Origin of the sequence: Bradyrhizobium sp. Ec3.3 (genome assembly GCF_000472925.1) — a bacterium.
Taxonomy (GTDB): Bacteria; Pseudomonadota; Alphaproteobacteria; order Rhizobiales; family Xanthobacteraceae; genus Bradyrhizobium.
The window spans coordinates 33,716-56,451 of sequence record NZ_AXAS01000045.1 but is presented as its reverse complement, the minus strand read 5'-3'; the positions used below and the strand labels follow the sequence as shown (position 1 = coordinate 56,451).

General features: G+C 58.7%; 14 protein-coding genes. 3 read left to right on the top strand and 11 right to left on the bottom strand.

The genetic code is table 11. The features are described 5' to 3' along the window. Positions 1–17: 17 nt before the first annotated feature. Entirely contained in the window at positions 18–779 is a 762-nt protein-coding gene (locus tag YUU_RS0132555; protein WP_156944624.1) for a hypothetical protein, read from the top strand. Here YUU_RS0132555 and YUU_RS52515 read toward each other — a convergent pair. Next, positions 766–1,971, bottom strand: a complete 1,206-nt coding sequence (locus tag YUU_RS52515; RefSeq protein ID WP_198031868.1) for a restriction endonuclease — start codon at positions 1,969–1,971, stop codon at positions 766–768. The genes YUU_RS0132555 and YUU_RS52515 overlap by 14 nt on opposite strands. A 262-nt stretch (positions 1,972–2,233) precedes the next feature. Continuing rightward, complete coding sequence (locus tag YUU_RS0132545; RefSeq protein WP_027526106.1) at positions 2,234–2,734, bottom strand: hypothetical protein; 501 nt, start codon at positions 2,732–2,734, stop codon at positions 2,234–2,236. A gap of 447 nt (positions 2,735–3,181) precedes the next feature. On the opposite strand from YUU_RS0132545, the gene YUU_RS0132540 reads away from it, so the two are divergent. Then, a complete protein-coding gene (locus YUU_RS0132540; protein WP_035663994.1) occupies positions 3,182–4,267 on the top strand; it encodes a DUF262 domain-containing protein in 1,086 nt (361 codons plus the stop codon). Beyond that, positions 4,260–4,925 carry a hypothetical protein gene (locus YUU_RS0132535; protein ID WP_027526104.1) on the top strand — a complete coding sequence of 222 codons (666 nt, stop codon included), beginning with the start codon at positions 4,260–4,262 and terminating at the stop codon, positions 4,923–4,925. The genes YUU_RS0132540 and YUU_RS0132535 overlap by 8 nt, the downstream gene beginning before the upstream one ends. Here the strand turns inward: YUU_RS0132535 and YUU_RS56955 are convergent. From YUU_RS56955 to YUU_RS52500, 9 genes are all read right to left on the bottom strand, one after another. After that, positions 4,918–6,045 (bottom strand): DNA cytosine methyltransferase, encoded by a 1,128-nt coding sequence (locus tag YUU_RS56955; RefSeq protein WP_027526103.1) that lies wholly within the window; start codon positions 6,043–6,045, stop codon positions 4,918–4,920. The genes YUU_RS0132535 and YUU_RS56955 overlap by 8 nt on opposite strands. 368 nt (positions 6,046–6,413) lie before the next feature. Further along, positions 6,414–6,902: a very short patch repair endonuclease gene (locus tag YUU_RS52510; RefSeq protein ID WP_084801650.1), complete on the bottom strand. Its 489-nt coding sequence runs from the start codon at positions 6,900–6,902 to the stop codon at positions 6,414–6,416. Then, positions 6,902–7,663 carry a DISARM system phospholipase D-like protein DrmC gene (gene drmC, locus YUU_RS0132520; RefSeq protein ID WP_027526102.1) on the bottom strand — a complete coding sequence of 254 codons (762 nt, stop codon included), beginning with the start codon at positions 7,661–7,663 and terminating at the stop codon, positions 6,902–6,904. Before drmC ends, YUU_RS52510 begins: the two co-directional genes overlap by 1 nt. A 7-nt stretch (positions 7,664–7,670) precedes the next feature. Next, positions 7,671–9,521, bottom strand: coding sequence for a DUF1998 domain-containing protein (gene drmB, locus YUU_RS0132515; protein WP_027526101.1), 1,851 nt, complete (start codon positions 9,519–9,521; stop codon positions 7,671–7,673). After that, entirely contained in the window at positions 9,518–13,582 is a 4,065-nt protein-coding gene (gene drmA, locus YUU_RS0132510) for a DISARM system helicase DrmA (RefSeq protein ID WP_027526100.1), read from the bottom strand. The genes drmB and drmA overlap by 4 nt, the downstream gene beginning before the upstream one ends. Next, the gene (locus YUU_RS59090) at positions 13,549–14,232 is read right to left on the bottom strand and encodes a hypothetical protein (RefSeq protein WP_156944623.1); all 684 of its coding nucleotides are present in this window, start codon (positions 14,230–14,232) and stop codon (positions 13,549–13,551) included. Before YUU_RS59090 ends, drmA begins: the two co-directional genes overlap by 34 nt. After that, the gene (locus YUU_RS52505) at positions 14,225–18,343 is read right to left on the bottom strand and encodes an Eco57I restriction-modification methylase domain-containing protein (protein ID WP_198031866.1); all 4,119 of its coding nucleotides are present in this window, start codon (positions 18,341–18,343) and stop codon (positions 14,225–14,227) included. The genes YUU_RS59090 and YUU_RS52505 overlap by 8 nt, the downstream gene beginning before the upstream one ends. After that, entirely contained in the window at positions 18,340–21,501 is a 3,162-nt protein-coding gene (gene drmD, locus YUU_RS0132495; RefSeq protein WP_027526098.1) for a DISARM system SNF2-like helicase DrmD, read from the bottom strand. Before drmD ends, YUU_RS52505 begins: the two co-directional genes overlap by 4 nt. Then, the gene (locus YUU_RS52500) at positions 21,501–22,550 is read right to left on the bottom strand and encodes a DNA cytosine methyltransferase (RefSeq protein ID WP_035664017.1); all 1,050 of its coding nucleotides are present in this window, start codon (positions 22,548–22,550) and stop codon (positions 21,501–21,503) included. Before YUU_RS52500 ends, drmD begins: the two co-directional genes overlap by 1 nt. Positions 22,551–22,736: the final 186 nt, after the last annotated feature.

The window sequence follows — 22,736 nt, the reverse complement described above, 5'->3', positions numbered from 1 at the left end:
GTTCGATAGGAGTGAAAGTGTCGCAGCTTCCTAACGACCTTACTGGTATAACATTTCTAGACAGCATCACCGAAAGGGAAGATGCCTGTTCGAAGATAACAACTGAGCGTTTGCCTCAACTCGGAAAACGCTTGCCACAATGCTACGAAGCATTAAGCATGACGTTAGCGTTGCTGGACTGCTCGGCCGCATGTTGGTGGGGTTGCGCGAAAGGCGATCATCGGCTCGAATACCTCTTAGGCCGCACCGCGAACTCAGCGTACGCGGCTATCTCCGCGGCGAGACGAGGTTACTATGATCAGGCGTTGTCCGGAGCTCGTACTTTGGGAGAAATAGCGAATTTGTTGTCGTTGTTTGTAGCTGACCCAACGCAACTAGAGACTTGGAAAACGATCGACGAGAAGCAACGTCGCCGCGAGTTCTCCGCAGTAAAAGTCCGATTAGCACTTGAGCGGCTGAACGCACCTGTCCCTGTTGACGAGAAGAGATACGCTATGCTCTCAGGCTACTCTATTCACGCCGATCCAAACAGCATGCCACAAGCTCACAATTCTGTCGGGAGAGCGACAACAGCTCCGGCGTACCAAGAAGGCGGCTTGTTTTTGGCATTGAATGAGATTGCATTGCCGGTCGCATTTGCTGCTGTATTTGTGCCGAATTTGTTGAAATACGAGGATAAACTAAAGGCCGTTTTCCAAGATACAGCACAAGTGTTGATTGAGGGGGTCGGCGGAGTGAACGTTATGGAGACGGGGCGTCCGTGGTTCAAGCTCCACTAGCGCGCGGTATCCCTAAAGCAGTTTCCGTCAGCGAAAATTCCGTGTGCAAAAGAGATGTCACCAATTCTGGCGTGTTGAAGCCATTGTTGACAAGAATATCAGCGATGTCTCCTCCGCTAAGAAAGATGATCGGATGGCGGTCCTCGCGAACCTCTTCGTAAGCTTGGCGCGCGATCACCGAGGTGGTCACCAGAACCCCGAATTGCCGATGGCGAATTCGGGAGATAAGCCGTGAAACTTCTCTAACTCCAACAGTATTCGGCGAAGTTTCGTCGAACCCCGGTTGATAGCATTTCGCTTCGAGCGAAAATTCCGCGTAGACCGGATCGTCCGAAAGACCGAGGAGATAGCGACCGATTGCGTCGCGACCTCCATCGACGCTGCCTCGCGTGATTGTGTCGATGATCACTCGCGGATCGTGCATCTGAAAGACCCTTGCGGCGAACGCCTCGAAAGCAATCGGTGCTTGCTCGAAATACTCGAAGACCTCGCGCAAAATGGCAATTTTAGTCGGAGTATCGGGCCGCTGCTCTTCGATGCTTCTGATGATCGTGGTATTTTCCGAAGCTAGGGCATGTGCGTGACCAGACTGCACCCAATCCAGCCAAGCAGCGGGTGCCGAACCAACAGCACCTGCGCTAGGTCCGGCAGCTAGCTTTTGCAGCCACGAACGCGCGATCACAGGAGCGTCCAACACTGTGAAAATCGCGCGGTAGTTCTGAAAGCGTTGTCCTTCTGTGGTTTTCCAAACAGCGACCAGGTCGGCCGTTGACGGCAAGCCAGGGAATCCAGGAACCGCCAATCCTTTGAACTGTACGGATCGGCTGCTTTCGGGCGTTGGATACCACTTGAAAATGAAGAACGGGGGTACGACAGCTCGCATCGGCGGTGAGGCGTGCAGGCACTCGAACGCGCGCCGCAAGATTTCATTTCCCCTGCGCGGGGTCTCGTGCAGTTGGTGTCCTGGCCGTCTGTTGTCACCAAAGTAGGTGAACTGACCGGTGCTCAGGTTTAAAGTGTCGGGCCAGTCTTTTTCTTCTCCACTGGTGTAGAGGACAACGTACTTCTTGTCCGGCCCGCGTCCGGCGGCGCGAAATCCACCCTGGTTTCCTACTCCCTCAAGTATCTTGGAGATCGGGTCATCGGCTGCATTTCCCTGCCTGCCGCCCTCATAGACGGCGTCGATGATCAAATCCGATGACGATAGGAGGCTGGAAGGAATGATCCGCACAGGAATTTTGGTCCATCAGAAGCGCAGCCTGCCGAACTTGGCCGCGATGTCCAAGGCAGTCAAGTGGACGGGTCCTTTGGGGCGTGTATCTTGCAAGAATCGATTGGATACGAGAGCTATGACGAGGGGCGGTGAGCGGAGACGCACCACGCGCACCCACGCTCAGTGATCACATTTTCGTTCGTTGTCATCGAAGAGCATCAGGGCTCTTCCGGCCCAGCAGCTACAAACGCACTCTCGACCCATTCGTCAAAGTCCATTCCGGCTTCCCATATATCAGGCCGAACGGCGTACCGCAGAGCCGCCACGTTCCGGATGGCGACGTCGCTCCCCTCCGCGTCTTGAACGAATGACAACGTTTCTCCGATTGGAATGTGAGCACCCGGTAGCAATCTGCAAAGCTCAGCGCAACGGTCTTCTCACCCTCCTTCGTCTTCACGGCCATCTCGGCGGTTGTGCGCCACGAATCATCCGCCGATGCGACGTAGCAGACCACAAGCCCGAACAAGGCTTGTGCCCTTTCGGGTGTTTGTCGGCAGTAGTTAATCAGCTCCGGCTCTAGAAGCGCGATTTGCGACAATGATGCTTCGTGAAGGGTCGCGCCGGTCACTTGCTCCGGCTCCGCCGCGATCGGCTTGAGGCCTCGCTCCAGAATTTCGTCGCGCTCGACCATCACGTTCAACCCGGGATACGCGACACCCCACTCGGTGAGCGCCGCCAGCATCGGCTCTCCAGCAGCGACATAGCGTTCGTCTAGAGGGGCGTATCTAGCCTCTGCTGTCGAATTCCATTGCAATTTCAAGAGCGGTACCGGCGGGTCTAAGCCGCCGCGGGCGCGCGGCCCGTGAATTACAACACATTGCTCGGGACGCTGAAGTTAACCACATTCCCGGATCGCGCTTGTCACAAGGGCCAGTCGGCCCGGCTTCTTGCAGTCAGGCGAGCCCGCAGGCCGAGCGATGGGCCTTGGAGCGCCTCCGATTGTCAGCATGAATAGATCGTTAAGGCACTGACGAAGGAAGTCCGCAAGGCGCGTGCGATGACCCATATTTTCGTCGAGCGCGGAGCTTCGTAAGCAGGGCGAGGCACCGATCCGTGAAGTCGATAGACAGCGACGCTCTTGCCCTCGCGCTCCGGTTGAGGTTGGATGCGGCAGCATGGGGGAACTGGGATGAGCGATTACGAAATACAGAAGGGCCTTAATCTTGCGCCTTCTGAAGAGGAAATTACTGCGGTTATCGAGGCAGCCCGCAGAGATGTTCGCTATCTCGTGACCGACTACCCCGTAGAACTGCTGGTTCAGAAATTTAAGGAAGAGCCCGAACAAGAGGGCGACATTTACATTCCTGAATACCAAAGGAAGCTCCGATGGTCTGAGCAAGCTCAGTCCTACTTTATCGAGAGCGTGATATTGCGAATTCCGGTCCCTCCAATCTTTTTCTATGACGTCAAGGGTCGCTTGGAAATTGTGGATGGGTCCCAACGCGTCCGTACCTTGGCACGCTTCGTCAACAACGAATTCGCTCTCGGTGACCTTGATAAGCTAGATATTCTGTCGGGGTTCAGATACGCGGATTTTCCACTCACAGTTCGTAAGCGTCTTTTCAACACTCCAATTCGGTCGTTCGTTCTAGACGAGGGCACGGACGAGAGTACTCGTATCGAGCTGTTCAGACGGTTGAACACCACCGGGAAGACACTGCACGATGCGGAGATCAGGAAGGGTGCTTTCCGTGGCAGGTTCTTGGACCTAATCTTGGAGTGCGCCGCGACGGACATCTTCAAACAGCTTTCGCCCAAGATCACCAAAGCTGCCGATCCAGAAAGCGAGCGGCAGGAGCTGGTCACCCGCTTCTTCATATACTCGGATCACTACACGGAATTTAAGCACGACGTCCGGCGATTTTTGGACCTGAATGTAATTGAACTGAACAAGACCATTACTGACGCTCAGGTCCATCATATGCGAGACGAATTCTTGCGCACCATGACATTCGTGACGGACAACTATCCCAAAGCTTTTTATCGAGGCGGTAAGGGTGGCACGCTGCCCCGCGTTCGATTTGAGGCTGTCGCTGTAGGAACCTGCTTGGCACTACGGCAAAAGCCAAACCTTAAGTTGACTTCCGACCCCGATTGGATCTTTGGCGATCAGTTGAATGCGCTAGTTAGGACGGACGCTAGCAATAGCGGGCCACGCCTGCGGGTTCGTATCGAATTTGTGCGAGACAGATTACTGGCGCAGAGCAATGATTGAAGCGGCTTTTCGCGCCCGAATTGCTGGGGTGTCATATTATTTGCGGTCTCTCCGCGAGCTGGAAACGCGGCATCGGACGCCAGGCAAGGGCTTTTATCGAGCGACCGCGACGCTCGCGGCATCTCGCGCAGCGTCCTTCATCATGATTTACAATTGTGTGGAGTTCGCGACCAGAGAGACTGTCATCAGCGTGAGAAAGAGCATGCAAAATGACAGCAGCTCCTTTGCTGAGCTGATCGCCTATTGGCAGCAAGATATCGTGCACGCGCATTTCAAGAAGAAGCTGCAAGACGGCGTCAATCATGGAGCATTACTGCAGGAATTTGTCGAATTTGTACCAGGGAGAGTGAGTTGGTTGCAGAAGGAGGAGGCCGTACCCTTCGCCGGCAATATTGATCATACGAAGCTGATAAAATTCGCGCGAGACATTGGCGATCGCGGATGGCGGCCTCCCAACAAGACTTTGGGCGGGTCTGATTTGGCTATCGTAAAAAACGCTAGGAACGAATTGGCCCATGGCGAGGAAACCTTCGAAGCCATAGGCGGAAATTATTCGGTCGCCGATATAGCAGACAAGCTCGACCGCATAAGATCGTTCATGTGTTCCTATATAAGGATGATGCAGCGGTACGAGACTGGCCGGTCATACGTTAGCTGACATAATTTCTCAGATCAGGGATGAAGCTGGGATGTGTTTTCAACGTACTTTTTTCAATCCGTGATAAAAACCCCGACGCAGCTCGCCCTGAAAGCTCTGTTGCATCATTCAACTGAAAATTCTCCAAGCTTCCAATATCGGGCGCGTCTGATCCTTCATGGCCGAAGCAGAAATATAGGTGCGGTTTGCCTTTCTCGCCGTAAGCAGCGTTTGCGGACTTTGTGAAGGTCGTACTTACCGGCGCTTCATATTTTATTTCTTCGTTTCCCAAAAAGCCCCTGCCAATCCACTCGACTACAGGCACACTAACGGCATTGCCGATAAGTTTCCACCTTCCCCGCTTTCTCTTGTTTTTCAAAACGCCAACGGCCGTCCAACCGGAAGGAAAGCCTTGCATTCGCTCAGCATCAGATATTCCGGGCGTCAGAAAGGACCGCGAGCGTTTGTCCCAAATCGCTGGCGGGGAGGGAATGGAAAGCGAAGATCCCCCCTTTAGAGGCGGAACAGCCCCGGGTGACCAACCAAGTCCCGTGTTTCCTTCTGTCCAGTAGAAGCCAAACATCTCGACGGAAGGCTCGTTGATTTTTCCGACCGCGCTCGCTCCTCGAAAAAGTATCGTTTGTGGCAATGCTTTGCGCGATCCCAAAATGAAAACCCTGCGCCGGCGTTGCGGGACCCCGAATTGTCTGCTGTCTAAAATTCTATAGGCCCACCGATATCCTAGTCGTTCAAGGTTTGCTGTCACGTACTTCAATGCAGCTCCGCCATGCAGGTGCAAGGAAAACGCGACGTTCTCAAGCAATACGTAATCCGGTTTGTGCTTGCTTGCTTCTATAACTCGAAAAACTTCCGAGATTAACCCGGAGCTACTACCGTTGAGCCCCGCAGTCCTTCCAGCCTGACTTAAATCCTGACAGGGCCAGCCAGCAGTCAAGATATCGCAGGTTGGTAACTGCTTTAGCGAGCGCACGTCTTTGCGAACAGTGATGCCGGGGAAGCGATGATGCAGAACTGATCTTGCAAGGTCATCGTTCTCGCACATGAGAACGGTTTCATGGCCGGCCCGAGACAAGCCCAGTTCAAAACCACCAATGCCGCTAAATAGACTAACGACCCGCATTTACCGCCCCATGTCGTAGGTCGTATAACACGTTCGTCGCGCGAACTCGAGCTCTCTTTTTGACAGATGAACAGATAGGTTTAGTCAGAGCCGCAGCGGCTTGAAGCGTCGGCACCTCACATTCCCAGATCACAATCACCTTCCAGCCCGCTGCCTCTAGCGAGACTTGGCTCGTCGGTCTCTCGCAACATTTTTCTTAAATTTCTGAAGCCAAAAGTCCGTACGTGTTGCTGGAGTGGTCGACTTCGCGCAGCCTTCATGTCGGTGCCAGAAGCACCCATTGACGAAACCGTCTTCGTGCCAGCTTCCTCGGATCGGCAGGTCGCCGCGACTCCAGCTCAAAGATCCCCAGCCAAGACATGCGATCGTCATGACGCTGCCCACTCGAGGCCTGCGATCGAAGGAGCGGGCGCGTTGGCGGGCCGGCTGCGACTCGCGGGCGAACGCAGCCACTTGCGGACGGCGGCCGCTACTTCTTCGGGCTGCCGGGCAGTCTTCCCGCGAAGCGCGCACTCCCAAACCGTCATGACGCGCCATCCGGCATCGAGCAGCGCGGCTTCTTTCTTCGCATCGCGCAATTTGTTCGCGACAAACTTGTCGGACCAAAAGCCGTGGTTGCTTCGAGGAACGGTCGAGCGGTGGCAGCCGTGCGCATGCCAATAGCAGCCATGGACGAACACGGCGGCGCGATAACGCGGAAAGACGAGGTCGGGGCTGCCCGGAAGGGAACGAACGTGCAGCCGGTAGCGAACTCCCATGTGGTGAAGAGCCGAGCGCAGCATCAGCTCGACGCCGGTATTGCGCTGACCGACGCTGGCCATGATCCTGGAACGTGTCGCCTTGTCGACCGTGTCCATCAGACGCCTGCAATCACTTTGGTTGTCACGAGCGCTTCGAGGTGCCTGTGAAGGCTGCTCGGTATGGCGCCCCCCTTGATGAGGACGCCCGCCTCCATGTTCTTTTCCATGGCATGGCCCGTGAGATTGGCGCTTGAGATGAAGCAGAAGCTTTCGTCGGCGACGGCGATTTTAGCATGAACGCTTCCGCCGGCGAACTCATCGGCCTTCCGCGCCCAGGAATAAATAAGTGCGGTCGGCAAGGCAGCTTTCATTTTCCCGATAGCGTCGAAGCTTATGTTTCCGCCGTGCAAGGCGCTCGCCTCAAGCAGCATCGAGACGGCAACGCCCCGCGCCGCCGCGCGCCCTAACGCCTTCATGATCGTGGCGACGTCGTAAGCTACGAAGCTCGTCATGAAGAGCTTCGACCCGGCCGCGTCGATGACCTGAAGCAGCGCCTGCTCCGTCTTTCGGGTCGCGACGAGCTTGCTCGATGGCCCTGTCCAGACGAGTTCGAATTCTTGCTCGGCTTTGGCCTGGTGATAGGCAGCGCTCGCTCCGGCGAGTATGCCGGATAGTTCAGCCGGTGGTACTGGGGCGTTGGTCCAGGCCGCAAGAAGCTTCGCGAGCCTTGCCTGCGCGTTTTGGTTCGATGCCCATCCCGACAGCGAGGCGGCCTCATCTTGTGAAGCTAGCTTGCCGATCGCTGCCGCGAGCTGCTTCGCCTTGGCGGGCGGCGTGTTGGAAACGAGGTCGATGACCGCTTCGATCAGCCGATCCATGCGGCCCTCAATCGAAGAATGCCGCGTCGGTCACTTCCAAAGTCGGAACGACGAGCGCGCGGTCGATGTAGCGATTGCCCTTCTCGCAGGAAGTTTCCGAGACGAAGGAGCAGGCGTGACAGGCCGCGGCGTGGAGCGAACGGTCCGTCTCGGGATTGTGCTCGGAGCAGAGTGGATCGGAAGAGCAAATGCCTGCGCGACCCAAGGCCTGTTTGAGAAGCCTGCCCAGATTGTCGGGTCTTCCGAGTTCGACGAGGCCACCGAGCGTGCCGTCCGAATCTGCGGCGGCGGTATAGATCAGGATGCCCGCTTGAGGGCTATCGCCCTCGGTATCCGCGTAGATTCGCTCCCTGATGCTGGCGGCATTGTAGCCGCATTCGAGGGCGAGCTCGCGGATCAGGAGATGCGATAGCGTATGGAGCATCGCATAGCGGATCCCGGGGAAGCCTTCCGCAGGATCGAGCTTGCGCGCATTTCGCCAGCCGCGATGCCCGGCTTCGATCTTAGCAAGGCGGGATACGACCGCAAGCTTGCTCTCCCATGCCTTGACGGCGGCTTCATCGAACCGGACGAAAATCCCCTCGCCGTGAACTTCCGTTGCAGGCACCCATTGCGGCGCGACCCTACAAAGGGCTGCGCGCGGTGGCCGCTGGTTGACGTCGGTCGCCTCCTCTGGCGCTTCGACGCGGGTGAAGCCGATCAGGGCGTTCACTTCGCGCAGGCGCTCGAGAAGCAGGACGCTTGCGATCTTTTTTTCGAAGGCCTTTGGAGCCGCAACGGTCTTGCTCAGAAAATGAGGCCAGTCGGTCGGCGGATTGGGATCGGTGAGAACGCTCCACTCCGGCCCTTTGATGTCGGCTTCTGTTACGCCTCCTCCCGCGTTACCGATCTTGATCTGCTGAATGACCTGCCAGATCGCCTTCGGCGAATGCTTGTCGATGCCGGAAAGCGCGCCCGTCTTCTTGAGGGTCTTCACCGTGACGGCGACCTGCTCCTCGGACTCGAGATCGCCGAAGTAGTCCCAGCCGTCCTGAACGAGCTGAACGATCGGATCGGATGTCAGCGGAATCGCCAGCGCCGAAAGCGTGATCGGGAACCAGCTGTTGGTCGCACCTAGAAGCACGGCCCGAGCCTCCTCCGTGCAGCCTGAGTCGAAGTGATCGACATGAGGGTGGCGGCCCCGGCAGCCGGGCAAGTTCTCGCGGCCGACTTTCCCGAAGGCCTGCGCCATGCTGCGCGCTGCACCGCACCCGTCGCATTTGACCCAAAGATTTTCGGTTTGGAGCGAGGCGTCGCTTTCATAGAAGCGCAGCGTACCTTTGCAGGGGGACGGGCCGTTGTGAACGAAATAGTCCCACGGGAAATCGTCGAGATGACCGTTGCGGCAGGCGAGCAAGAAGCGAGCGGGCACGGCATCGGCGTCTCTTGCCGGCTGGTCGTCCTTCGAGCCCTTGCAATCTTTGTGGACGAAGCGCGTCCGCTCGGGCCGAAATCGGTGCTCCTTGCACTCGAAGAGCCCCGTATCATAGGCGGAAAGGAGTCCGCATTTCACGCAGCGCAACCAGCGCGGGAAGGGCCGGACCGGAACACCGATGAAGGCCTCGGCGGAGAACGGATCGACATTCTCGCTGCGCTGAAACGGCGGCATCCGAAGGCTCTGAACCTGCGGCCCCAGCTCGCGGCGCACCGCGGCGAGCAGGCGCGCCTCCTCCAGCGGTGGGCAACGGCTCAGCTCCCACTTGTCGATGCCGAGCGTAACGACGGAAAGGCTCGGAAGGTCGACGAGAGCGCCGGGCCCGTAGGTCCAAAGGAGCTGACTCGGCCTGACCTGGCCGACGGGAGTCCTGTCACCGTTCATGCGTCGCCTCCAGCATCGTCCCGCCCGACGGGCCGCGGATTCCAGCCCGGATCGGAACCGCCGATCCTGACGGTGCTCATGATGAGGCTCACGCCGGGTTCGACCTCACGCATGGACATGGGAACGGTGAAATTGTCCCACGCCTGAATCCCTGGCCGCTTGAGAAGCGCGACGGTCGTGGAAACGTTCGGACCTTTCTTCTCGTAAGCGAGGGTTCTGCCGCCCTTGCCCGCTTCTCCCGCCCATTCGTCGAGACGCTCCTTGAGCTCCGCGGAGGCGAGATCTTTGATGGCGGCCTGATGGGAGATCTGCCACGCCCTATTGACAAGCAGATCGTGCGCCTCGGCCGCTTCCGTTCGATCGGGCTTGTCGAGAGCTCCCGCGCCGGGATTGGGATTGAAGAGAGGGTTCTCGAGCCGCATGACGCTCAGCATCGTTCCGGTAAGTCCACGATCCATCGCGCGCGGCGAGAACGGCGTGACGGATTGCGCCTCCACGTGCTTGTAGAAGGTCGCGTGGTAGTGCTCGAAGGTCTCGTAGTGCGATAGGTCGCGGGGCCGAGCCCATGTCAGCACGGTGCAGACGAGCCCCGGGAAAGAGCGCCCGACGCGGCTCGTTGCCTGAATGTATTCGGCTGTCCCCTTGGGCTGTCCGTTCACGACCATGAGCCCGAGGCGATTCACGTCGACTCCGACGGAAAGCATGTTTGTCGCCAGCACGACGTCGATCGATCGAGCTTCACCCTCGTCCCATTCCGTCACGTAGCGCCCGAGCGCGGCGTCGTAGGACGCCTTGAACTTGATCTCGAGCTGATCGAGGTTCTTCGGGATATCACGGCTCGAAACGCGCGAGGTAAGCTCGCGGATGGTGCTCACGGCGCGCTGCTCGAGGCCGGGCCGGTCGACGTCGCTCATCTGCACGCGGTAGGAGCGCGTCTGCACGTCGTCTTCGGCGAGGCGGCGCATGCCGCCCAGTTCGCGCAGTGAATTGAAGTAGCCGACCGTGGTGAGGTACGGATCGGCAGCCTGGCCGAAACGGTTGAACAGCGCCTGCGAGGCGGTCAGGAAGGCGGTATAGACGCGGATCAGCATGGCCGGACGCGAGCTGCCCGGCGAGCAAACCCCGAGATAGCGGCGCCCTGGCATCGAGGCCACGGGCCTCTGGATCGAAAAGAAGTTGTCCTCGACATCGAGACCGTGCGGCGGGAACACCGCGACGCGCCGCATGAACACGTTGTTGACCTGCTCCGCCGCCTTTCGGACCGTCGCCGTGGAAGCAACGATCTTGGGCTGAACGGTTTTGCCGTTCAGTTGCCAGCCGCAAAGCTCGTCGATCGCGGTTTCATAAAGGCCGACCATCGTGCCGAGAGGCCCGCTGATAAGATGGAATTCGTCCTGAATGATGAGATCGGGCGGCCTGAGGCGGGTGATGTTGCGAACGGCCGTACTCGGCAGCACTTTGTATGTCTTGTGATTGCCGGTGCAATCGGCGTCAGGCCAAAGAAGGCCATGCCTCGGGCATTCCGTCGTGGCCATGCCGAAGAGAGTCCGCACCTCCCCCTTCCATGCCATGAGGGCGAACTTGTCGACCGTCGCGATCATCATCGACGGCGGGCGGTGATAGATTTCCTCGTCGACCACGAGGACGGGGATGCCGGGCTGCGTCTTTTTACTCGACTTGCCCTTCGAGAATTCGCACCCGCCTTTTTTGTCGCCGCAGTAAATCGTCGTCCGCTTGCGCGCGGTATCGACCTCGATATCCTGCTTAGGATCGATCTCGCATCCGCACCAGGGACAGCTCGTCAGCTGCGCGGGCGACGTCCCGCCCGCATCGAACTTCTCGGGGTCGCGGATATTGCGAACGACCTGGCTGCTTTCGGCGGTGGTGCCGGGAGTCACCTTGTTGCCGACCCAAAGTCCGATCGTGAACGGCTCTTCGCCCCACGACTTGTCGCCCTTCGCAGCGGCCTCCTGCCGGAGCAGCTCCATGGCGCAGATCAACGTCGAGGCGCGCTGAAATTGCTGGAGCGTCAGGAGGCGCAGCGTATAGCGCATGATGACGGTCAGGCCGCGCGTGCCGTCATAGCCGCCGAGCACGCCTTGCAAACGCCGTATCGCCATCGCGAAGGCCGCGACGCCCAGGTACGCCTCGGTCTTGCCGCCGCCAGTGGGAAACCAGAGAAGATCGGCATAGGCGTCGAGCGGAGCGGTGCGGTCCTTGTGTTCGGGATCGGCTAGCGACGGGATCGAAAGAAGGATGAACGCGAGCTGGAACGGCCGCCATGACCTGTTGCGGCGCTCCTCGAAATCCGCAAGCGTCTTTCCTTCGCCGCGGCGGTGCGAGAGCGCATAAAGGCTGTGAATGCGCTGCTGCGCCATGGCCCTGTTCGCGAAGCGGAAAGCCGTGAGCGCCTTTTCGTTCTTCGCATCGGCGAGGACGGCAATTCCTTCTTCGAGCCGCTTGCGGATTTCATCGCAGCGGTCCAGTGCGGCCTTGGCCTGTGGGGCGTGCCCGGTCACATCCTTGCCGATGCGGGCGCGCTGTTCCGCGATCCAGTCTCCATAATCGCGGGGAAGCACGGACAGCGCGGCGACCAGGTCCTTGGGATCCAGCGCGGACAGGACCTCCATATCGAGATGACCTTTGTCGACCATGTCGCGCATGGCGGGCCGGTCTTGCGGCCGCAGTCCGGGCGTCTCGGTGACCGGCACCTCGAACTGGGGCATCACGACGGTGCGCACATCGTCGGCCTTCTCGGGGTCCTCGGCCACTGTATTCGCGTGGACGGAAACTCCGTGGCCTACGGCGAATTCGACCTGCTTGCGGTAGATCATCTCGAGCGCCTTGCGCTCTTCGTCGTCGTCCTTGGTCGCGAGCGCCGCGCGGCGTCTGAATACCGCGTTGCCATTCGGCGAACGGACAATCAGCTCCGGCTGGAAGACCCAGGCGGAGTCCTTGTTTTCGTCCGGTTCGGTTTGCGCGTTGACGAGGAACAGTGTGATGAGCCGGTCGCCGTCGGCGTTCTTCGGCCTCACAGTTCCTTGCACCCTCACATCCGGCCGGTCCTTGTCGGGCGGCCGATGGGAGATCACGCCATCGATAAGCTCGAGCGTCAGCTGGCCGCCGCACGGCACGCGCTGCCAGACCTTTGCTTTGACTTCGGCCTGTTCCTTGCGGATGACGTTGCCCTGGGCGTCCTTGATCTTCTTGTTGATCTTCTTCGTATGTTCGTGCTCGTAGATGCGCTCGTACTGGCCCCAGCGCGCTTCGACCTCGATTTGCTTCACGTCGCCGTTGACGCAGAAGGTCAATCCGAGGCTGGAAGGCACGAGAGACTGGTTGCTTGTGGCGTCGATCTCGTCGGCAGACTCGGCTTCGGCGTCGACGCGTCCCGTGGTACTGTCGAACTCCGCTCCCGGCTCGTGCCGGCCTTTGTGGACATCGAGGTCGCCGGGCTCTTCGTCGGCATCGTCCGCGGCGGGTAACCCGCCTTCGACGCCGTCGTGTTCGACCTCGCGCGGCGCGAGCTTGCCGACGAGGTAGCGGTCCCGCACGCTCATATCGATGATACGCTCGTGGGGACCGTTCGCGGGCCCGAGAAGATCGTCGATCACGGCGAACTGTAGCAGCTCCCGGATATAGGAGATGTCCTCGTTCTCCTTGCCTCTACGCGAGCCAACCGGCGGAACATCGTCGAGCGCTCCTCCGGTGATTTTTTTCACCGCGTCCAGGAAGTCGTTCCACTGCAATCGCGTCGTCTGCCCCATAGGCGGCGATAGTCCGGCAGAAGTGATTGTCGCATTTCCACCGATCTCGAGGAGGCGATCGAGGTAAAGAACCGTACTCTCGAGATCCGAGCGCACGCGCATGACGCGCCCGACGCGCGACGCGCTCCCCGACGGATCGGCTACCAACAGCCAATCGCCATGCGCGATGGCGGCGTGCAGCTTGCGTTCACCGGAAAGCGCGACCGTGAACCCCGGCAGAAGCGCGCCACCCTTGTCGACGACCAGCCAGGCGTTCGTCGCTACAGTGCCGTTAGCCGCCGTTGCTTCCGCCATGTTTGCCCCCTGGAAATTCGCGTTGCAGGAGCGCGCTCAAAAGCTCCCGTGTGTTGAAACCGTTCGCGGTCAGTATGAAGCCAAGCGTGAGGCACGACAGGCACATCGAGCACCGTGAAGACAGCGCGGTAGTTTTGAAAGCGCTGGCCGCCGGTCGTCTTCCAGACAGCGACCAGATCGCTCGTTGCCGCAAGCCCTGGAAAGCCCGGAGCAGCCAAGCCTTTGAACTGCACCGATCGCGCGCTCGCCGACGTCGGGTATTTCTTGAAGACGAAGAAAGGAGGAATAAGCGCGCGCTGGCTCGGATTGGCGTGCAATAGATCGAAGACGCGGCGCAGAATGCGGTTGCCGCTGCGCGGCGTTTCGTGAAGCTCGTGTCCCGGCGTCTTGTTGTCGCCAAAGTACACGAACTGTCCCGTGCTCAGCTCCAGATGGCCTGGCCAATCGCGATTCTTCCCGCTCGTGTAGAGAGCGACGAACTTCTTGTCCTCGCCTGTCCCTGCTGCACGGAATCCCCCTTGATTGCCGCTGCCATGCAGAACCTTCGAAATCGCATCGCTCCCGGCGTCCTTAGTTTGGCCGCCCTCGTACACCGCATCAACCGTGAGATCGGCGCCAGGACACTCCTCATGTGAATAGATCCTAGCCACTTGCACCACCAGCCCCCGCTCGTGTCGCGAAGAGGCCGTCCGAAGGAATTTCGTCAACGCAATCCGACAAGCGGCGGGCTGACAATGCCGGGGTCCTACTCTCTCGTTCGTGCCGTAATTTGTTCAATACGGCCAACCGGTACAGCAGCTCAATTCTCGCAGGTTCACTAATCGTGAAACGAATATTCTTGCCGCTAGGTTGATAGCCAACCTCGCGGAAATCATGGGCAAGGTCGATGCTCTCAAAACCATAAGCCTTTAGAACCTCATGGTTCATCTCAACCTGCAACTCACGAAGTTCTTTTATTTGAGCATCTCGCTTCTCGGCGTCATGAAAATCATTATAGAATTTCGTCATTCCCATGTTTTTGCCAACAAGATAAGCTTGGCGTTTATCGAAGAATTTTTTTCCTACACGCTCAAGAGATTGGTTGCGGTTCTCCAACACACCAGGAGGGAAAGGAAACGTCTCGAAAATATCACCGTGAGTATATCGTAGCCTCTCCTCTAAGCGTGATCCGTGCTCAAATGCCCAAATAGCATGTAAATCGGAAGAAAGTGCCGCAAGCAGGCCAAAGCTCTGGCTTGCTACGACGCCAAGAGAGTTGGCATATATCGACTCGTTTTTAACTATTGTGAAGCAGGGGTATTTCGTCGCTTGTGTTGCGAAGACAATCACCAAGTCCAACGGAGTGCGTGGATACGCTCCAGTGGGATGAGCAACAAAAAGGCCGCCCCTCCCCACCGCATGGTATAGATTCTTTCCATCACGCCCAAAGCGCCACCACCTGTCCTTGTATCCTTGTGCGGTAACGTTGTTCTTAAGGGCATCTCGCTCCGGCTTTACGTTTCGGAGAACTTGCTCGTAGAGGTCCGGATAGGTCTTAGCTTTACTTTCCGGCCAGTCCCAAAAGTTTATTACCCATCGTCCGGGCGTCGGTATTGGATGTGAGTTTACCTCTTTGCCGATGAGGTACGGAAACAAGACTGTCCCCGCATATTCCGGATGCTTTTGAAGTATGGCTTTCGCTCCTAAGGGAGTGAGTGTAAACCCCAACCCAAGGATGATAGACCCCTGGAAGCACGCTCCAAGATTCGACGACAGCTTCACTGGGCTCCAGTTCTCTCTATCGGTCAAACTAGCTGATATGCGTGAAACTGCGGCGTTATCCAATATTCGTAAGCCGCCCCATTCTCCGCGACAAAAATGGATCCTGCTGGTTGCGACGTTCGCCGTCCCAGGCCAAATCTCGCTGCGCGTCGCTCTGTAGATCGCTCCGCCTCGCGCCAGCAGTTGCGTGAGTCCAACATCGCGCGTGTCGCCTTCCACAATAGAATTAGACGCGATCAACCCAAAGGTACCCCCCCTTCGAACGAGCGCGCCTACACGAAGGAAGAAATATGCGATGAGGTCGGCGTGGCCCCGTGTGCCCCCTGCTACGTGCTCGACTAGATATTCTCGGTAGCGGTCTCCAAAAACACCGGAAATCTTTTTGCCGCCCAGAAATGGTGGATTGCCGACGATGCTATCGAAACCGGAATTAGAGCCTTTGAAAACCTCCGAAAATTCAAGTGGCCAATGAAAAGGCCGCCGGGGAGTTTTTCCAGTGGGGAGATCCAACTTCAAGGTCGTATGCGCTGCGCGCTGCAGTTCTTCCACCTTGTCTGTGTGTCCGGCCACCGCTTCCCCGATCAAGCCAGCAACCATGGCCACACCCGTGGTTTGGCCGTAAGGCGCGAGTACTGTGCCGACAAATGCATCGGCTGAGAGGCTCGCCAATCGGAGTAAATGGCGTGCCTGCTGATCAAGGTCTGCCATCGCATTGACGTCTCGAATGTCTCGAACGGGACGCTGCCGCAGCTCCGATCGAACTTTTATAGACTCCGCCACCCCTTTCTCGAGGTTCGCAGCAAACAGCTGCTTAGAGCTTCCCTTGCGGGGCTCCATGTCCAAGTAATAGAGTTGATCTTGGCTTGTGATTCCAAGCAGACTGTCGCCAGCACGTAGATTGTGGTCGAGGAAGCCAAAGGGTCGCCCCCTAGAAAGGGTCACGAGCCAGATCGAAAGCTTGGCAAGCTCGACGGCCAAGGGGTTGATGTCGACGCCGTACAGGCAACGTTCGGCGATCAATCGTCGTGCTGTTAATAGCCGTTCCTCTGGATCCGAGCGTAGCGGCTCTAGCGAACCGATCGCCTCAAACACCTCACCCTCAGATGAGATTGCACTTCCTTGTTGCTCGGCTTGGGCCCACGCTTCGACGACCCGCTCCGACAGCCATCGGCAAACCTGCACGAGGAAAGCGCCGGACCCCATTGCGGGATCGCAGATCTTTAGACCGAGTAGCTCCTTTGGCGCTTTGAGCTGCCAAGCATCCCTAGGCTTGCCCTCGTCCGGCCCGAAATAAGCAAGTGGTTCAAGTGCTTCTTTAACAATCGCTTCTGTCAGCGATTTGGGCGTGTAGTGGGTCCCAGTTTCGCGCCTGCCGGCGCCCATCCTGACCATGACGGTGCCTTTGGGATAAACGAGGGGGTGGCCCCACGGGTCAGTTCGGAGAAGATGAAAGTACGGCTTCACCCTATCACGCAGCGCACCGTCCCCCTGGCACACCGTCAGTAGTTTTTCGGCGGACGCATCGTTGACGTCTTTTCCCCAGTCATTGCGAACGCGGCTCGGGGAACTGCCGGTGCGATCTTGGAGAAGCTCTTCTACGTTCTTGCGCCCTTTAGCTGCAGCGTCATCGAGTTCCGGGAGCGTGACCCACGGGGTGTCAGCATTTTTCGTCGCGTCGAGATCGAGCGTGACTTCGCCAGCGCGGACAGCGGTACGCTCAAGCAAACCTTCGTAGACGTAACCGATTTGTTCCACGTCGAGCGCGAGATACGAGAGCGTCCGGCCTTGGAAAAGTTGGACTGCTTCGAGCAGCAGTAAGACGGTTCGATTGTCGATCGGCAGTGGCGTCGCGGGATCGCTTCTCCAGCTTGAACCTTTGGCACGGCCTTCTAGAAACGGATATCGGTCGGGATCGAAAAGCGAGCCCCCCAAGGCGGGCAGCCGCATGGAGTCATGATCGATACCTCCATAGACTGCGCGAAACACCGAGAGCAACCGTGACCAGGCATCCCAGCGACGTTCCAATATTTCTTCGGATTCCGCGCGCAGCTGCAGTCGCACAGTAGAGACGGCGTAGTTGCCTTCGTAACGAGGGTCACCCATCAACAATAGGCCACGCTCTTCCGCTGACAGCAGGAAGACGATACGCATCATGACGGTAAGGCCGGCTTCATAAAGCTCCGTCGGTTCTATCCCTTCGAGCAGCTCGCGCTTACGGTCCACGTCCGCCCGCTCAAGGGCCTGAATCAATACTTCGACCGCGCGCCTGACCTGTTCGCCGAGAGCGTCGGTCACTTCGTCCTGATGTTCGAGTGACCTGTCGAGCAAAGCAGGTAGCTGCTCGCTTCGATCGACGAAGAAGCGTCTGATGCCGAGGAGATTGACGAAGGCTTGAAGCGTTAGCGGCTCCTGCCCCCAAAGGCGCGCGTACCAGTTCGCCATTGTCGTCGCAGCTCCGACAGGAGCGTCGACCAACATCCAGTGCTCACCGTTTGTAACGAGCCCGAGGCGCACCTGCGTCGCTCTGCACAGTTCGACCATGCGTTCGGCGGGCGGCGCCGCCCAGGCATCGCCCTTCCTTGCATCGGTCAGCGGGATGTCCGGAGCATAGGTGGCTATCAGCATACGTGGCAGGCCTTCCGCATCTACGACCGCGTAGTCGGGACGGAGAGTTACACCGTGCTCCGGCAATTCGTATGCCAGCGTCTCGGATAGCGAGGCACGGGGCTTTAGGACATCAGCTTTTCCTTGTTCGTCGAGCTCCAGCCCCTGCTTCAGAACGAGATCGATCCAAGCGCTGTGGATCTTCAGCAGCAGCGGATCGTCGAGATCGCGCGCTTCGCGCCACTCGTCATACGCCTGGCGCAGCAGCGTCTTCTTCGCCGCATCCAAGCCGCCGAGCCCTTGAGGAAAGGTATCCTTCAAGACCGGCTCGGCGAGAAACGGCCCCGAAACGTCGATAAGAGACAGCCACTCCGAGTGGCGCGTGCGATCGCTCATGCCGCGCGTCTCCACGGGTGGTTCTCGGGAACCAACAGTATGACGGCGACCGGGAAGGTCTTGACCTGATATCCGGCAAAGCGCTTGCGGATCGACTCGATCTCCTCCTGCTTCTCGGCGGGAATACGGGCAAGTCGATGTTTCAAGGCGTCGATGTCGCGCCGGACCTGCAAGCGCTCGTCTTCATGAAGCGTCTTGATCCAGTCGAGCTGCTCGGGCTCCTCCTCTTTGCGAAGCTCGGCGGTAATGGCGCGCTCGAGTTCGTCCAGCACCGCGGTTATATTGCCGATCTCCTGCTGCTGCCGGGCTTCGAGCGTGTTCTCGAGATTTCGAAGCCGCTCCCGGGAACGCGCCTCCACGGCCTGCTGAACGCCTTCCTGTGACTTCTCGAAGCGCCGCTTCAATCCTTCGAACAAGCGGTTGGGGGCATCGATCGAAGCCGCCTTATCCAGCCAGTCGTTGACCTGTGTGACGCGCGTTTCGCGGCTGAATGCATCGTCCTTCAGATAGCCGCCAGCAACGGTGAGTTCCTCATGCAAACGATGGTGGTTGCCCCCGGTCACGACAAGGCGCGATATCACCGCCACCGCGACATCATTGATCATCGATGACGGCAGCGCTCGCACATCGACGCGGTGCAGTTTCTTGACGTCGTTCTGGGCCCACACTTCAGCGCGAAGCAGGCGAAGGCACATTTGTACGAGGCGGTGATTGAGGTGAACGAGGACGACGTCGTCCCGGCCCTTGGCAACCGCATGATCGAAGGTGATCGGACGTAACTTGCCGGTGTGCGGGTGATGGAGACCCTCGCCACAGCGCGACCACGAACCGGTGAGAGGCGGCATCTCGAACACCGAGCCCGCCGGCGCGCCCGGGAGATCGACCGGCTTGAGCGACGGTCGCTTTTCGAGAGCGAGGGCGGTCTTCACCGCCGCATAGCTGCGGTCCGGGGACAGGTGAAAATCCTTCGACGTTTCCTGGAGACGTTCATGCAGCTTGGCTATGCGATCCTTGAGCTGCTGCTCGGCTCTCACGAAGCGCCTTACCTTCGCGGCGCGTGCTTCGGCTTCGCGCGTGTCGAGTTCGCGGCGGCTGCCTTCGATTAGCCCTGCCATCTGTGGCGCGATCACCGGGTTGACACTGCCCATGTCCTCGCGCATCGCCTCGAGCTTCTTCAAGGCGCGAATGATGTCCTCGCTGTGCCCGCCGAAAGAGCCGTCGGCCGCTGCGCCGCCGTCCACGGGATGCCAGATCAGCACCTCCGTTTCCTTTTGACCGTGCCGGTCGATGCGGCCGTTGCGCTGCTCCATCACGTTGGGATTGTACGGAATCTCCACGTGAATGAGGCAGTTGCAGTAGTTTTGGAGGTCGATGCCCTCCGAGGCGGCGTCCGTCGCGAGTAAGATGCGGACCGGGGCGTCTTTCGGATTGGTTTGGAACGCGGCTTTAACGATCTCGCGGTCCTCGTGATCCATCCCGCCGTGGATTATGGAGAGATAGTCCCCACCGAAACCATGGGACGCGAGGATTTGCTGCAGCCACTGATGGGTAGTTCGGTACTCGGTGAACAGGATGACCCTGCGGTCGTTCCAGGCACCGGCAGTCTTGAGGTTGGCCTCCAGCCAATCGATGATCGCCTTCCCTTTGGAGTCGATGCGACGGCTCGCTTTCTGCGCCCAATCGCGCATTTCGCCGATTATCCGCTCTTCGTCGGCCGTCAGCGCCGGGCTCCGCTTGGTGGCTTCGTCGACCGCTTCGGTTTGAGCAGCCTCCACCTCCGCATCGTCGGCATAATCCTCCTCCGCCTTGAGGATGGCTTTGCGCAGGATGCGATCTGACATCTCGTCAGGTTTCTGAGCGGCTTTGCCGCTCGTGAGGGTCGCGTAGTGCCTCTCCAAGGTCGATGCAAACGCGGCGGGAGATGAAAAGAGACGTTTCTTGAGCAGGTTGTTGATGAAGCTGGTGGCGGCAGCCCCTGCTTGTGCGCAGGTCTTTTCACGGCTGACGCAATAGGCCTCAAGCAGCTTCTGGATGCGGCGTTCCTCGGCAGTGAACGGAACGGCGAGCGCTTGCAAGTTTCGCTTCGGGTAGAGGGGCTTTCCATCCTTGTCGAGCAAGTCGGTCTTCAACCGCCGGACCATGACTTGCGAGAGCTGCTTGTCGTCGGGAAGGATGTTCCTTGAGAAGCGTTGATCGTCGAGGAGTTCGAGCAACGACGTGAACGACTCCGTGTAGCCATTGTGTGGTGTCGCGGTCAGGAACAGGCGATGCTGGAAGTGAGGCGCGATCTTACGGATGAGCTGCGTGCGCTGGCTTTCGAGCACGTAATGAGCTGATCCGGCAGGCGCGACGTTGTGCGCCTCGTCGACAACCAAGATATCGAACTTGCGCGGATAGCTGGATCTGACGGGCAGGACGTCGCGTAGCATGCGCAGTGCTTCGCCCGATTTGATCCAGTCGATCGAAGTGATCAGGCGCGGGAACGACGTCCAGGGATTGGCGTGGATGCCACGACCGCGTCGAAGTTCTTTGACGTACGCGGTGTCGACGATCTTGAACTCTAGACCGAACTTCTCCAGCATCTCGACACGCCATTTCTCCTGCAGCGAAGCCGGGCATACGACGAAAACCGTCCGTGCACGGTGCCGTAGAAGCAATTCTTGTACGACAAGGCCTGCCTCTATTGTCTTGCCGAGACCGACGTCGTCCGCGATCAGGAGATTGGCGCGAGCCATATCGATCGCCCGAACGAGCGGATCGAGCTGAAACTCTTCGATGCTGACGCCACTACGAAACGGGGCTTGGAGGAAACCTCGGTCTGCGTTGGTTGCCGCACCCCACCTGACCGCGTCGAGAAACGCCTCCAGCCTTTCTGAATTGTCTCGGCCCGTCATCGAGGGCAAGCCCGCGCGCTCAATGATATGAGCGCCCGGCTCGATCTCCCAGATAACTTCGAGCTGCTCACCCAAGCTGTCTTCGTCGATCGACGTGAGCGTGAGACGATGCTGCGGAGCCGCGATCTCCCCGCTTCCGTTGGATGCATCGGTCTCAGCGACGATCCACTGACGCCTTCGGACTTCGACGAGTTGGCCCGGCTCGGGAGCTGACCGGATGATAGCGCTCTCCGTGGCCTGGCGCTTCTGAGCTCCGACGCTCATTAGGCGGCCTTTCTATCGGTCGATCTATGCTCGTTGACGTGCTGGAGAATTGATTTGCCGATCGCTTCTGCAAGTTTGACCGGCACGGCATTGCCGATCAAACGGCCTATGGTCTTGCGGTGGATTGGTTCGTCCTTCGGAACGAACTTGTACCCCTTCGGAAAGCTTTGAAGGATCGCTCCCTCGCGCAGCGAAATCGCCCTGTCTTGTTCGGGATGACCGAAGCGGCCGCTCCCGAAGCCAAAAAATTGAGTCGTCACCGTGGGGGCAGGCTCGTCCCATGCCATCCTGCCGTAAACGCTCGGATAGGACTTGCCGGAGCTGCGCTTGTGGCAGTCAGCGATCAAATCCTTCTTCCAGTCACGCCACGATCCGCCCGGCTTGGATGCGCGGATACGCTTCAAGTTCAGTTCGGAAAGCTCGCTGGACTGATGCAGAGGATCGTGTTTACACGCGCCACCGGCTTCGAGTTTGGGGAGGCCTTTGATGGCATCCCGAACCGTCTTCAGCTTTGCGCGCGCGCTTGGCCTAGTCAGTTCGCACGGCCCGAGTCTGGACGCCAGCAGCACTAGCCGCTGCCTTAGCTGCGGGACGCCGTAATCGACGCAATTGACGACCTCAAACGTCACATGAAAATCGAGTTCCTCGAGTGTGGACACGAAATCATGGAAGATGTCCTGACGACTCAGATTAGGCACGTTTTCCATGGTGATGAGATCCGGTTCCAACTCACGAGCCAGACGCGCGAAGTGCTCGAGCAAGTTCCAGCGCCCGTCAGACGGGCCGAGTTTTTGCTGGTACGTCGAAAAAGGCTGGCACGGCGCGCAACCGGCTAGGAGCGTGAAAGGGGCCCCCTCGATCGACCCTCTCAGATCGGACGCCGACAGGTCAGCCACCGACTTGAGGCAGAACTTCGCATCGTTGTTAGCCGTAAACGGGAATTCGCATGCGGGATCAATATCGACGCCAAGACAGACATCGATTCCAGCCTTCTCAAGACCTCTCGTCAGGCCTCCTACACCACAAAATAAATCGACACCTCGGACCACGGGCTTGCCGCCCCTTGGCTTGCATGTAGTCTTGCCCCCGCGCCGTCCCATCGATTCCCTTATCACTTTAGCTTGTTGCCCCGCGACACGTCCGGCTCCGTCTCACTTCGCTTCGCCGAAAGTCACTCGAACTCCTCGACGGCTACGACCACGACGATCGACCGCCCGTACCCTTTCTATGGTCAA

Coding starts and splice junctions, on each gene's coding strand:
- drmA (WP_027526100.1), bottom strand. CDS start 13,582: ATGGCGGAAGCAACGGCGGCTAACGGCACTGTAGCGACGAACGCCTGG.
- YUU_RS56955 (WP_027526103.1), bottom strand. CDS start 6,045: ATGCGGGTCGTTAGTCTATTTAGCGGCATTGGTGGTTTTGAACTGGGC.
- YUU_RS52510 (WP_084801650.1), bottom strand. CDS start 6,902: ATGGACACGGTCGACAAGGCGACACGTTCCAGGATCATGGCCAGCGTC.
- YUU_RS52505 (WP_198031866.1), bottom strand. CDS start 18,343: ATGAGCGATCGCACGCGCCACTCGGAGTGGCTGTCTCTTATCGACGTT.
- YUU_RS0132535 (WP_027526104.1), top strand. CDS start 4,260: ATGATTGAAGCGGCTTTTCGCGCCCGAATTGCTGGGGTGTCATATTAT.
- drmB (WP_027526101.1), bottom strand. CDS start 9,521: ATGAACGGTGACAGGACTCCCGTCGGCCAGGTCAGGCCGAGTCAGCTC.
- drmC (WP_027526102.1), bottom strand. CDS start 7,663: ATGGATCGGCTGATCGAAGCGGTCATCGACCTCGTTTCCAACACGCCG.
- YUU_RS0132545 (WP_027526106.1), bottom strand. CDS start 2,734: ATGCTGGCGGCGCTCACCGAGTGGGGTGTCGCGTATCCCGGGTTGAAC.
- YUU_RS0132540 (WP_035663994.1), top strand. CDS start 3,182: ATGAGCGATTACGAAATACAGAAGGGCCTTAATCTTGCGCCTTCTGAA.
- drmD (WP_027526098.1), bottom strand. CDS start 21,501: ATGAGCGTCGGAGCTCAGAAGCGCCAGGCCACGGAGAGCGCTATCATC.